Here is a 12218-nt window from a genome sequence, read left to right as displayed (position 1 = left end):
TCTTACCAGCCGACCTCGTCCTTGATGGCCTCGGCGAGCTGTTCGGCCATCAGCTGGTTCGTCTTGACGCTCGGGTGGTAGTCGCAGCCGAGCCCGTTCGTGGCGCCGTCGTGCGTGGGAAACTCGACGTAGTGCACGTGCGTGTCGCCGCCGTCCGTCCGCTCGTCGACCACCTCGGTGATGAGGGTCCGCGCCCTGGTCAGCGCCTCTGCGCCCTCCGGGTACCCGTCGCTCAGCATCGGGCCCACGGTGCAGAAGATGTGGGCCTCGGGGTAGTGGCCCCTGACCGTCTCGACGAGCCCCGCGTAGGCCTGCTTGAACGGCGCGTTGAACGTCGCGGGGCCGGGGACATTGATGCTGAAGTCGTTCGTGCCGAGGTTGATCACCACGACCTGAGGCACCCAGGAGGAGAAGTCCCACGCGGGCTGCGCCTCCGAGGCGATGGTGCGGCCGTAGATCGCCGGCATGGGCTCGGCGTTCTCGTCGTTGTAGTTGCGGTACACGCCCCTGCCGGACCAGGCGATGATCGTCGCGTCGGCCTCGAGCATCCGCGCTGTCACGGCGCTGTAGGCGAGGTAGTTGTTCTCCGTCGCGCTCGTGAACGGGCAGCTCTCGTCGGGGCCGTCGATGCCGTAGCCGGCGGAGATCGAGTCGCCGATCACCTCGATCCGGCGCTCGGGCGCCGGCGGGGCCGGCAAGAGCTGCTCGCCCTGCTCCGGGATGAACTCGAGGAACTGCGTCACCCCGACGAGCGTCTCCGTCCGCCGGTGGAGCAAGAGGTCGTGCTCGCCGTCGGCGAGGCCCTCGGCGACGACGTAGGTGTCTTCCTCGCTGCTCACCGCGAGGACGCCCTCGGGCTTGCCGTCGATCACCACCTGGAAGTAGTCGGGCGCGCTCGCGGGCGCCGTGTCGTTGAAGCGAGCGCTTATGGACGTCCCCGTGAACCGCGTCGCGATCGCGCTGCCGGGCCAGGAGAAGCGCGGGCCGGCGGGATCGGTCGTGTCGAAGCGCCCGATGAAGCGGACGGTGTCGCCGGTCGACGGCCCGTTGCCGCCCTGGTTGTCGTTGCCGCCCTGGTTGTCGTTGCCGCCCTGGTTGTCGTTGCCGCCCTGGTTGTCGTTGCCGCCCTGGTTGTCGTTGCCGCCGGTGCCCGAGCCGCTGCCCGACGAGGTCGATGCCCCTCCGCCGGTGCCGCTGGTCTGGCCGGTGGAGTCGTCCCCGCACGCGCCTATCAGGGCCGACCAGGCGATGCACAACACGCCGGCGAGCTTCGGGAGGGGGAAGGGATGAGAGTAAGCAGATGTCGTCATGCGCGGGAGGATGCTGCAGGCCGGCGCGGTAGACAACAGCTCGTGTAGGATGCGCGGCGATGGCCAGGATCGTCGATACCAGGTGCCCGCGCTGCGGCGCTCCGCTGCCGGTTGCGCCGGAGCTCGATGCGGTCGCCTGTCATTACTGCGGCGCGCGCTCGCTGGTGGATCGCGGCAGGAAGCCGGCCGCCGCGCCGCCCCCGCCGGGCATGCACGTGGTCCGGGTCGCGCCGCCCTCGTCGGGGGCGGGCGCGCTCGGGCTCGTGCTCGGCCTCGTGCTGGCGGCGGGGGCGGTCGCGACCGCGACCGCCTTCCTGCGTTCGCCGGGGTCGTCGCGCGCGGGCGCGCCCGTCGTCGGCGACGATCCCCGTTACTACTTCAGCGATCGGCCGATGCTGGCCGACGTGAACGGCGATGGCGCGCCCGACGTGATCGGCCGGAGCAAGCTCCCCGTCGGGACCCAGTGGGACGAGTGGATCGCGGCCTATGACGGGCGCGACGGGAAGCCGATCTGGAAGGCGGGGGTGCTGAGCAAGGACGCGGCGAGCCACGAGGCGCGGCGCGCGATCGTCCTCGGCCGGGTGATCTCGGTCGACGCGCTCGGCAAGGTGCAGGCCTACGATCAGCGCACCGGAGCGCCGTCGTGGTCGGCGCAGCTCGGCGAGAAGGCGAGGCGGATCTGCCAGGGCGACGGGACGATCGTGGTGGAGACGCTCGACGACGCGCGGCACGGGCTGGATCCGGCGAGCGGAGCGAAGCGCGCGCTGGCGAAGGACGCGCCGTGCAAGCCGGTCCCGAGCTCGGACGGGGCGGAGGCGCCCGGCTACCAGATCATCGGCTGGTCCCAGTTCGCGGCGTTCGGGCTGCCCTCGTTGCACGCGGTGGAGGGCATCATGGCGCACCGCGCGCTCGTCCCGAGCGAGCCCGGGCCGCGCTTCTTGCTGGGCAGCCGCGACAAGGGCAGCCAGGTCGCGATGGTGGCCGCGGTGGACCGGGGCAAGGTGCTCTGGATGTCGCTCGTGCCCGGCGTCGATCCGCTCACCACCAGCGTGAACGTGACCACGCAGCAGGCGGCCTATGCCGGCGGGCTGCTCGTCATCCCTTACGACATGAAGGACAGGGACGGCGGGATGCGGATGGCCTGCTTCGAGGGCGCCACCGGCAAGCGGCTCTGGGACGTGCAGATCCACAAGAAGACACAGGGCGTGGCCGGGCTCGCGGTGTCGGCGAGCGACATCTTCGTTTCCTCCTGGACGGCGCTCTACGTGCTCTCGCTGAAGACGGGCCAGATCCGCTACGCCCTCGGCACCGAACTCTGAGCGGGGCTCGCCCGCTTCGGATACGGGCCCACCTCGGCGTTTTCGGTGCTCGGCGTACTGGAGTACGCCTCCGCGCCGAAAACGCCGATCTGGGCCCGTCTCCTGTGCGGGCGAGCCCCGCTCGGCGACGGGCGGCTTGGGGAGCGGGGGGAGAGGAAGAGGGAGAAGGGGAGGCACGGAGGGGGCTGCGCGTCGGGGGCGCGGCGTCGTCTGTGCCTCTGATGGGTACGCGCTGGGGGGCGTGACGCTTCAGCGCGAGGGGGTCAGTTCCAGGTTCGGTTCTGGTTGTGCTGGTCGGAGCGATCGTGGCTCTCGCCGAACGAGCGGTCGCGGTCGCGGTCGCGGCCATGCGACGCGTGAACGTCGTCGCGCTCGTGGGTCCGGGTCGAGTAGCCCGGCTGGATCTCCTCGCCCATGAAGCGGCCGGAGCTCGGGCGGCGCTCCGGGCGGTTGTAGAGATCGCCGCGGCCCTGGCGTTCCTGGCCGCGACCGAAGCCCTCGCGCTCGTCGCCGCGGCCCTGGAAGCCGTGGTCCTCGTCGCGACCGCGCTGGCCGCCGCCGAACCCGCCGCGCTCGTCGCCGCGGCCGAAGTGGCGGCTCTGGTAGTCGTCGCGGCCGTAACCGCGGTTCTGGCTTTCAAAACCTCGGCCCTGCTGGCCCTCGAAGCCGCGGCCCTGATACTCCTCGCGGCCGTAGCCTCGGCCCTGCTGGCCCTCGAAGCCGCGGCCCTGGTACTCCTCGCGGCCGTAACCGCGGTTCTGGCTCTCGAAGCCTCGGCCCTGCTGGCTCTCGAAGCCGCGGCCCTGGTACTCCTCGCGGCCGTAACCGCGGTTCTGGCTCTCGAAGCCGCGGCCTTGCTGCCCCTCGAAGCCGCGGCCCTGATACTCCTCGCGGCCGTAGCCGCGGCCCTGCTGCCCTTCGAAGCCGCGGCCCTGGTGCTCCTCGCGGCCGTAACCGCGGTTCTGGCTCTCGAAGCCTCGGCCCTGCTGACCCTCGTAGCCGCGGCCCTGGTGCTCCTCGCGGCCGTAGCCGCGGCCCTGGCTCTCCTCGCGGCCGTAGCCGCGGCCCTGGCTCTCCTCGCGGCCGTAGTAGCCGCGGCCCTGGCTCTCCTCGCGGCCGTAGTAGCCGCGGCCCTGGCTCTCCTCGCGGCCGTAGTAGCCGCGGCCCTGGCTCTCCTCGCGGCCGTAGTAGTCGCGGCCGTACCAGTCGCGGCCCTGGCCCTCGTCTCGGCCGGTGTAACCGCGGGTCACGTCTCGGCCGTAGTAGCCGCGGTGCTCCTCGCGCCCGCGGTGCGCCGAGCCGAACCCGCCGCGCTCGTCATCCGCTCCCCGGCCGCTGAAGTGCTGCTCGTCGCGGCCGCCTCGCTGCCAGGAGGAGCTGTCCCGCCCGTAACCGCGGCGCTCGTCCTCGTCGCGCCCGCCGAAGCGGCCACGCTCGTGCTGATCCTGGCCGCGCCCGCCAAAGCCGCCGCGGTAATCCTGACCCTGGTGGCCGCCCGCCTGCCAGCGGTCGTCGCTCCCATCGTAATGGCCGTGCTGCTGCTGGCCGTGCTGCTGCTCATGGCCCCACTCGCCCTGCCGGCTGCCACCGCTCTGGTTCGCATAGTTGCCGCGGCTGTACGAGCCCCGCCCGAACGACCCCTGGTCGTCGTCACGATCGCGCTGGCCGCGCTGATCCTGGTGTCCCTGGAAGCGGCCCTGCTCTTCCCGATGACGCCACTCGTCGCGCGTCCCCTCGTCGCGGAAGCCTCGGTATCCGTAGCGATCGTTTGCCATGTCGCTCTCCCATTGGGTGCTGGTTAACAACTCTCGATGGCTCACCGGCGCGCAGCGCCTGTGAGCAGCGGGCCCACATGCCGAGCAACCCACGTGCCCGTGCGACCAGCCAACCAGCATCCACGAATCGAGGCGAGCTCACGAGCGACGCGCCGACCGATGTCGTGTCAACGCGCCACACTGAGGCAGCCTGTCACAAGGGAGAAACGTAAACCGTCCAGGATGTGAAACATCCCGCCAGCGCGACAGAAACGAGCGCCGTCCAGGACGAGTGCTCGGCATGACAGCTGAGCTCGGATTGGGTGGCGGCGCGGGGGAGCCGCGTGCCTGTCGAGCTCAGCGGTCGTTTCTCAGTAGCGCGTCTCGCACGCGTGCTGATCGGCGAACGCCTTCACCGCGTTGCGCGCGGGCGCCCACGGGAAGTTCCCGTCGGTGTATGACCAGGAGAGCGCGCCCGCGTACCCGATGTTGTAGAGGTCGCTCACGAACCTGTCGTACTGGACGTCCATGTCCACCAGGTTGATGGGGAACTCGCCCATGACGACGGGTTTGTCGGTGAGGTTGAACTCGGAGAGCGGCGTGTTGTACGGGTACCACTCGTTGACCCACCCGTACATGTGGACCTGGTAGAAGTCGACGTCCGCGTGGGTCCACGCCTGGCCCCACTTGATCGCGGCGCTGCCGACGCTCACGGGTGTGCCCGTCTCCGCCCGCAGCACGGCGGCCGACTCCTTGGCGAGCGCCTCCATCTGCGCGTGTGTGACGAGGTCGAACTTGCTGGCGTCCCCCTCGAACGCGGGGTCCCCGCCGTAGAGGCTCGGCCCGGTCATCGCCCACTCGGGCTCGTTGATGACGTCCCACGCCACATTGCGGTGCCGGTGCGGGCTCGACGCGACCGTCCGCGCGATCGGCCGGACGACGTTCTCGATGAGCCGGGCGCGCCGCGACGCGTCCGCGACGATGGGCCCGAGGCTCGCGACGGACAGCCCGCTCGGCGGGTTGTGTGAGGTCTTGTAGAAGCCGTCGAAGGAGAAGAGCGTGAACATCAGGTTGACCTCGGCCTGATCGGCGAGCTCGAGCGCCGCCAGGATGTCCTGGGTCGAGGTGCCGCCGAGCCCGGTCGGGTTGCCCTGCCCGTCCATCACGAGCGCGTCGCCGTAGATGCGCGGGTAGATCCACCAGCGGACGACATCGACGCCGTGCGCGCGCATGTCGCGCAGGTCCGCGAGCACGCGGTCCCGCTTGCCCGAGACGCCGGCCTGGCTCCACTGGCGCTGCCCGCTGAAGTCGGCGCCGAAGTCGCGCCAGGCGTAGTTCACGCCGTACATGAAGCGCTTGCGGCAATCGATCTCGACCCCGGCCTCGAACGGACAGGAGTCCACCTCGGTGCAGGTGTTGCCCGGATCCGGCCCGCCGCCGGTGGTCACGGGGCCGCCGCTGCCGCTCGACGCGGGGCCGCCGCTGCCCGTTCCTCCGGGGCCAGGTCCAGACCCGCCGCCGGTGCCGGTGGCCGCGGGGCCGCCGCTGCCGCTCGACGCCGGGCCGCCGCTGCCGCTCCCGGCAGGTTCGCCGCTGCCGCTCGACGCCGTGCCGCCGCCGTCGCCGTCGTCGTTGACGCCGTCGAGCGTGCCGCCACATCCGATTCCGACCAGAGAGAGCTGGAGAGCCCCGAGGAGAAGCCAAGTTTTCATGCAGGGGATTATCGCGAAGAGACGCTCGATTTACCAGCCGAAATCTTAAGCGGTTCAGTGACTCGGCGCGTAAACTGCTGCGCAACGTCCTGGTCTGGCGGCGAGCCCCCGGCTCAGCGGTTGTGGTGAAATGATCCGCTCTCGTTACAAGCATGCTCGGGCGCGACCCCGCGGCGGCGCGGCTCAGCGGGACGGCCCGCGCGGCCTCGGGTGAATACCCATGTAGGCCGCAGCACTCTTTGCGGACGGGTCGTCAGGATACCGTTCGACGAGGTCCTCCGCGAAGCTGCGGGCCTCGCCGATGCGATCCATGCGCACGAGCGCGCGCACGCGGAGCAGGCCCCGCTCGGCGACGCGCGGGCTGTCGGCGCCGAAGTCGCGCGAGGCGGCGTCGTCGAGCCGGAGCACCTCCTCGGCGTTCTGCGATAACGCGGCGCGCATCCGCTCGATGACGAGGGACTCCGGATCCCTGTCAGGAGAAACCTCTGCCTGCATTGCAGCGGCCTCCGGAGGGGCGGAGGCCGCCGGGGGCGGCTGTGCGGGAGATGACGTTTCGGCTTTCTCGGGCGGCGGGGTCGCGCGGGACTCCGCGGTTGCAGGCCGAGCTGGGGGAGGCTCGGGGCGGTCGCTGCCGCTCAGGATAAGGAAGGCCGCCCCGGCGACGGCGAGCACGGGCAGGGAGAGGAGCAGCGCAGTGCGGGGGCCGGAAGAACGAGGTGCGCTCACGGCGGGGAACGTAGCGCGCGGGAGGGCGCGGGGGTAGCGCGCGCCTGGGGCGGGCGAGGCGGGGGGCGCTGCGCGGGGAAGGCTCGGCTCAAGCCATCTCGTTGCGTTGGTTGATCGAGGGGGTGCCTCGATGAGCTTCGTGCTCTCTCCACGATGTAACGAGCTCCCGGCTCGGGCGGCGCGGCCGTTGCCCCCCTGGCGAGTAGCACCCCGTGAGGCCTGGCCTCCTCTTTGCGTCGACGGCTTCGGTTCTGTCCTGCGGTCGTGTCCGTCGCGTGAGGTCTGCCTGCTGCGGGGACCGAGAGAGTTAAGGACGGGCGGACGGGGAGCGGCGAGGTGACGCAAGGGCTCGGCGAGCAGCTGGAAGAGTGTGGTGGAGACCAGAGGAGGAGCGGCCAAGCGCCGCCGGCCGGGCCGGTGGTGGGATGTCGGGCGGTCGAGCGCGGCAGGTGGGACTTGACGGCCGAGCGTTCTCCGGTGACACTGCCGTACGGAGGGCGCGGGGCCTGCTCCTTGACAAGGCAGATGTCGGCCGCTGACGCTAACCGGGGAAGAGGCGTTTTGAGGCGGGGGGTTAGCGGATCGCGTAAGCGGGCGAAATTACTAAGATTTTTGGGTGGTGGTCCGTGTCGGACGAGCGGAAGTGAAGCGAGCGAACGCTGCGTTCGCGAGGGGTTAGCGGAATGCTGCCTGTAAGTGGTTGAAATGGTTATGGATTTGGAGGGGTCTCCCGAGCGAGACATGCCTGCTTAAAGGGCATTGAAACAGGACCCTGGGCCCCATGATGATCCCAACTGCGATTTGTCCCGAGCGAGACATGCCTGCTTAAAGGGCATTGAAATACGGCGACATTTCCCTCTGTCCCTGCATAGGGGAACCCGAGCGAGACATGCCTGCTTAAAGGGCATTGAAACACATTATTCACAGCAATCTCCCGCGCCCCCGAAACCGGAGCCCGAGCGAGACATGCCTGCTTAAAGGGCATTGAAACCCTTTATACAAGGACATAGTTGCCCTCCTTCTTTCCGCCACCCGAGCGAGACATGCCTGCTTAAAGGGCATTGAAACGAACCCCAGAATGCATGCTATCAATAGCAAGCAAAATCCCGAGCGAGACATGTCTGCTTAAAGGGCATTGAAACACTGAGCCGCCCTAGCATAGGAGAGTCCGATCTGTGCCACGCACCGAGCGAGACAGAGACATGCCTGCTTAAAGGGCATTGAAACAGCCTTCCTGAACTCCGCATAAGCTTTGTGTTTCTGCTGCCCGAGCGAGACATGCCTGCTTAAAGGGCATTGAAACAAAATGACCAAAATCCTTGTAGATCCTGGTTTCGCGCCCGAGCGAGACATGCCTGCTTAAAGGGCATTGAAACAGCAGCTTGTTGGGATCGCTCTTCCTCTGGAATGGATCTTCCCCGAGCGAGACATGCCTGCTTAAAGGGCATTGAAACGAGAGTGCAGTGTCCCGGGCCGCAGGAAGGCGCCGATCACCCGAGCGAGACATGCCTGCTTAAAGGGCATTGAAACCAGGTCGGTAGAAAGTCGTAGGCGGGGATATCCGCCCACGGCCCCGAGCGAGACATGCCTGCTTAAAGGGCATTGAAACAACATGCGGGAATCACTGATAGAGACCTTGAAAATATCCCCCGAGCGAGACATGCCTGCTTAAAGGGCATTGAAATAGGGATTTGGGGGCAGGAACGCGGGAAAAAGTGGCTCAACTCCCGAGCGAGACATGCCTGCTTAAAGGGCATTGAAACCATGGCACGGTCGCTCGCCGGTTCACGCTACATCTCTTGCCCGAGCGAGACATGTCTGCTTAAATGGCATTGAAACCAGAGGCTGTATTCGAAAGTGTCGCCCGCGAACTTCTGAGCCTCCCGAGCGAGACGTGCCTGCTCAAAGGGCATTGAAACAGGTCCACCATGGGGCAGATCATCCCATCGAAAATCTCCCGAACGAGACATGTCTGCTTAAAGGGCATTGAAACGGCGTTGTTCAACGCTTTAATGAGGCGCTGAGCTCCGAGCGCCCCGAACGAGACATGCCTGCCTAAAGGGAATTGAAACAAGCCCTTCCAGGGCCGGTGAGCCCTGTCCAGCAGCCGAGGCCCCGAACGAGACATGCCTGCTCAAAGGGCATTTGAGACGTCGCCGGTGTTCGCGTTGCGGAGGATCGATTTGCTCCGAACGAGACATGCCTGCTCAGAAGGCACTGAAGAGGTCTGACCCCTGCTGATGCCTACTTGCTGTCGTCGCGTCGGATCCTCACGCCCTGGAACGCACCGATGGCGCGAGATCCACGTTCAGGAATAGCGGGCGAGCCGCTCACGCACGAGATCGTCGTGGCGGCGGCGCCGGGAGGTCCGGGACCTCGATGCGCATCCGCCCCAGGCCATGGCTCGTGCACTTCCCTATGAAGGTGAGCGCCGCTGCCTCCAGGAGCGGCTGGAAGACGCCGACAGCGCCCTCGAGGAGCAGCGAGCCGAGGAGCCCCATCATGGGGTGACGCGCCTCGCGCTCCCAGGAATGGCGCTCCCACCGGACGGCGCGGAGATCCGCGGCGGCAACCCGCACGGACGCGGCGAGCCGATCGAGCTCCGAGAAGCGTGCCTCGTCCTCGGGACGGAGCTCGCCGTAAAGAGCGCAGAGCGTGGTCAGCCGACGATAGACGTGGCGGAAGAGCGACGAGAAGTCGAGGTCGGCCGCGGTGTGGAGTCGACCCTTGTGCGTGAGCCACGCCGGCGTCTCGAAGGTGACCCGCAGCTGGCCCTGTCGCGGCTCGCCGGGGGCGATCTCGAGGGTGCAGTCGCGCTCGCGACGCCGGCGGAGCTGCTCGATCTCGATCCGGTCCTCGGCAGAGCCGAGCCGGAGGGTCGGGATGTCCATGAGGGCGGCGATCAGCCGCTGCAGGTCGTCGTCGCCGAGCGTGCCGAGCACACGAACGCCGAGGACGAGGGGATCGGCGTGCGTCTCGCCGGGGCGGGGAATGAGGGGGAGCAAGGGCGGAGGCGCCTCGGTGGCGCCGCGCAGCAGCCGGTGAGGAAGCGGCTCCGGGAGGGGAGGGTCGAAGAGGCGCGAATAGGTGCAGCGACCCGGGCGGAGACACGCGGCGCGGCAGGGCTCGTCGGAGATGGCGCAGCCGGTCTGCCGGAGGGCGCGGCCGAGGAGGCCGCGCAGGAGGCTCCCGCTGTGGTGGGGGAGGCGGAAGTCGCCGGTGGGGCGGTAGGCGGCCTCGAGCTCGGTCACGGGGAGCCTCATGGCGCGAGGGTGGCCCATCGGGGGACGCGCGGGAAGAGGGTCAAGGAGCGGTGCCTCGGCGGCTCACGGGGCTCCTGCCGAGCACGGCCTGGGCGGCGAGCTGCCACGGGCCGGGCAGCACCGCGGGAGCGGGGCGATACCAGGCCGCGCTCACCAGATCGCCCGCGCGGCAGAGCCGGTCGCGAAAGTCGCGAGAACGCGCGAAGAGGCGGCGCGGATGACAGCCCTCCGGCGGATCCAGCGGTCCAGCTCGGCGACGCCAGTGCTCGCGAGGACGCGCTCCCGCGCTGCCGTGGCCGCGGATATCTCCAGCCCGCGGGTCGCAAGTGGATAACCTGGCAGTCTCACGGGGACATAGGTACCGTGCAAGGCGCCCTAATCCGCATGCCCCTCCCGCTCCCACACCTGCGCTTCATATAAGCGAGCGGGGGACAGGCCATGCTCAAAACCGCGCTCGCAACGTCCACGCTGTTGTGTGCCCTTCGACCTGGAGCACTCGCAGCAGAGGATCCGGAACCCGAACGTACATCACAAGCACGATGCGACAACGCAGTAAACGATGGAGCGGACGTGTGGCAACTCATGTGCGGCGCTCTGGTGGCGCCTCCCAGGACGAAACGGTAATGCCATGCCGAGCACAATGAAGGTCGCGCAAGGGCTGTTGCCGCGTGCCGATTTGTCACTTGCGAAAACGCGTGCAGAACGCTCGATGAACGATGGGAACTGTATTGCTCGGAGAGAATTCCACGTAAGCACCGGAAAGTGCGCGACAGAGCACGCACGTTCGGCAACGGGAGGTGTCTTGCGGTATGCAGAGGACGGACGCTTGACGATGCCGAGGACGGTGGCACCATCGGCGCATGCAGATCCCCATCGCAGAGCGAGAGCTCACGCTGAAGCGGCCGGACGGTGCCGAAGAAGCGATCCGTGTTCTGCTGTGGAAGCCGGAGTTCAGGCATGAGCGCGGCTGGGAAGTTGATTTTGAAATCCGAGGACCGGGTAGCGAGGTCACGCGCTCTCATGGGTCAGGGCTAGATGCGTTTCAAGCTTTGTACGGCGCGCTGCACATGATACCGATCCTGATGGACGGCCTCGGCACATTGGGTCAGGTGAGCGCCCAAGGGGACGACTGGCACTGGTTTCCGGCTATTCCGCTACTGACGAAGCCGACGCCAGGTAAGCAGCGCTCCACGTAGTGGTACGCGAGGCGCCTCGATGCTGCGCCGACCCCCGGGTCGGGATGTCGAAACACAGGCCGGCGAGCTCGACCACGTTGCCCGCACCGGCCGGCGGGCGGACCCCGGGTCCGAGTCTGCATGCTGCGCAGCCGGAAACTGAGCAGGCGGACGTTACTGCGCGGTGATAGAGGCGGGCCTCGCCCGCGCGGCGAGCTCACCGTCAGGTAACACACGACCACGGCGCACCGCGCCGTGGTGTATGCGCTGCCTACGCCGTGACCGCCTTGCCTGTGTCACCGCCGCACGCCCGGAGCTGCGTCCGCAGCTCCTTGACGCGGGCGGCGAGATCCCAGTCGGCGGCGTCCTTGACGGGTCGCGCGGCTGCCTGAGCAAGGAGCGCGAGGGAGCGGGTGATCGCTTCGCGATCCTCGCTTCCGTGCGGGGCCCAGAGCTCGGCCAGCCTGACGTAGGCTCCTGCGCTCGTGGGGGCGCCTCGATCTGCTCGCGCAGGATGCGCTCCGCCTCGATTCGCTCCCCCGTCACGTACAGCACCTCGGCACGATCGCAGACGAGTGGGGCGTGAGCAGCGGCCGGAGACACCTCCAGAAGCGGATCCAGTGCTCCGTCGCCGTGATGTCGTCATGACGATCCGCGTGATCCTCACCGAGCAGCAGCAGCTCGTGCAGCCCCTCCTGCGACTGCGGCTCGGGGCGCCAGCGCTTCCAGAGCTCGCACGCGGCAAGGGCGACGAAGTCGCGCGCATGCACGTCGGCGTGAGCCGGAGCGAACGGGAGCCATGTCTCTCGAGCCCACCGCACGGCGGAGCCGAACCGCGGCGTCTCCGCGATGAACCTGTCGTGGTCCACCCGGATACCGAGCTGCTCGAGCCGAGCCACGAGCGCGGAGGTCTCCAGCGCGCACACCCTCTCGCGCATCCAGACCGCAGCGTACAGCGG

General features: G+C 68.3%; 8 protein-coding genes. 2 read left to right on the top strand and 6 right to left on the bottom strand.

Annotated elements, in window-relative coordinates; all coding sequences use genetic code 11:
• Nucleotides 1-2 precede the first annotated feature (2 nt).
• On the bottom strand, nucleotides 3-1310 hold the full coding sequence (locus WMF43_RS32410; protein ID WP_437670703.1) for an SGNH/GDSL hydrolase family protein: 1308 nt from the start codon (nucleotides 1308-1310) through the stop codon (nucleotides 3-5).
• Between the two features lie 59 nt (nucleotides 1311-1369).
• Here WMF43_RS32410 and WMF43_RS32405 point away from each other — a divergent pair, with 59 nt between their 5' ends.
• The gene (locus WMF43_RS32405; protein ID WP_437670701.1) at nucleotides 1370-2629 is read left to right on the top strand and encodes an outer membrane protein assembly factor BamB family protein; all 1260 of its coding nucleotides are present in this window, start codon (nucleotides 1370-1372) and stop codon (nucleotides 2627-2629) included.
• Between the two features lie 263 nt (nucleotides 2630-2892).
• Here the strand turns inward: WMF43_RS32405 and WMF43_RS32400 are convergent, their stop codons facing one another.
• The 4 genes from WMF43_RS32400 to cas6 all read right to left on the bottom strand — a co-directional run bounded on the left by WMF43_RS32400 (nucleotide 2893) and on the right by cas6 (nucleotide 10072).
• Nucleotides 2893-4404 (bottom strand): hypothetical protein, encoded by a 1512-nt coding sequence (locus WMF43_RS32400; RefSeq protein ID WP_437670699.1) that lies wholly within the window; start codon nucleotides 4402-4404, stop codon nucleotides 2893-2895.
• 350 nt (nucleotides 4405-4754) lie between these two features.
• Nucleotides 4755-6095, bottom strand: coding sequence for an endo-1,4-beta-glucanase (locus tag WMF43_RS32395; protein ID WP_437670698.1), 1341 nt, complete (start codon nucleotides 6093-6095; stop codon nucleotides 4755-4757).
• 183 nt (nucleotides 6096-6278) lie between these two features.
• Nucleotides 6279-6590: a hypothetical protein gene (locus tag WMF43_RS32390; protein ID WP_437670696.1), complete on the bottom strand. Its 312-nt coding sequence runs from the start codon at nucleotides 6588-6590 to the stop codon at nucleotides 6279-6281.
• Between the two features lie 2561 nt (nucleotides 6591-9151).
• Nucleotides 9152-10072, bottom strand: a complete 921-nt coding sequence (cas6, locus tag WMF43_RS32385) for a CRISPR system precrRNA processing endoribonuclease RAMP protein Cas6 (protein ID WP_437670694.1) — start codon at nucleotides 10070-10072, stop codon at nucleotides 9152-9154.
• Nucleotides 10073-10944: 872 nt separating this feature from the next.
• On the opposite strand from cas6, the gene WMF43_RS32380 reads away from it, so the two are divergent.
• Nucleotides 10945-11280: a DUF6968 family protein gene (locus WMF43_RS32380; protein WP_437670692.1), complete on the top strand. Its 336-nt coding sequence runs from the start codon at nucleotides 10945-10947 to the stop codon at nucleotides 11278-11280.
• A 521-nt stretch (nucleotides 11281-11801) separates the two neighbouring features.
• Here the strand turns inward: WMF43_RS32380 and WMF43_RS32375 are convergent.
• Nucleotides 11802-12197, bottom strand: a complete 396-nt coding sequence (locus WMF43_RS32375; RefSeq protein ID WP_437670690.1) for a hypothetical protein — start codon at nucleotides 12195-12197, stop codon at nucleotides 11802-11804.
• Nucleotides 12198-12218: the final 21 nt, after the last annotated feature.

It is taken from the genome of Sorangium sp. So ce131, from assembly GCF_051519095.1.
In the GTDB taxonomy this organism is placed as follows: Bacteria; Myxococcota_A; Polyangia; order Polyangiales; family Polyangiaceae; genus Sorangium.
Note: the sequence above shows the minus strand (reverse complement) of the source record. Positions and strands in the feature narration are given on the sequence as shown.

Excerpts from the sequence above, each read along its gene's own strand:
- WMF43_RS32410 (WP_437670703.1), bottom strand. The coding sequence starts at position 1,310 with ATGACGACATCTGCTTACTCTCATCCCTTCCCCCTCCCGAAGCTCGCC.
- WMF43_RS32405 (WP_437670701.1), top strand. The coding sequence starts at position 1,370 with ATGGCCAGGATCGTCGATACCAGGTGCCCGCGCTGCGGCGCTCCGCTG.
- WMF43_RS32400 (WP_437670699.1), bottom strand. The coding sequence starts at position 4,404 with ATGGCAAACGATCGCTACGGATACCGAGGCTTCCGCGACGAGGGGACG.
- WMF43_RS32395 (WP_437670698.1), bottom strand. The coding sequence starts at position 6,095 with ATGAAAACTTGGCTTCTCCTCGGGGCTCTCCAGCTCTCTCTGGTCGGA.
- WMF43_RS32390 (WP_437670696.1), bottom strand. The coding sequence starts at position 6,590 with ATGCAGGCAGAGGTTTCTCCTGACAGGGATCCGGAGTCCCTCGTCATC.
- WMF43_RS32380 (WP_437670692.1), top strand. The coding sequence starts at position 10,945 with ATGCAGATCCCCATCGCAGAGCGAGAGCTCACGCTGAAGCGGCCGGAC.
- WMF43_RS32375 (WP_437670690.1), bottom strand. The coding sequence starts at position 12,197 with ATGCGCGAGAGGGTGTGCGCGCTGGAGACCTCCGCGCTCGTGGCTCGG.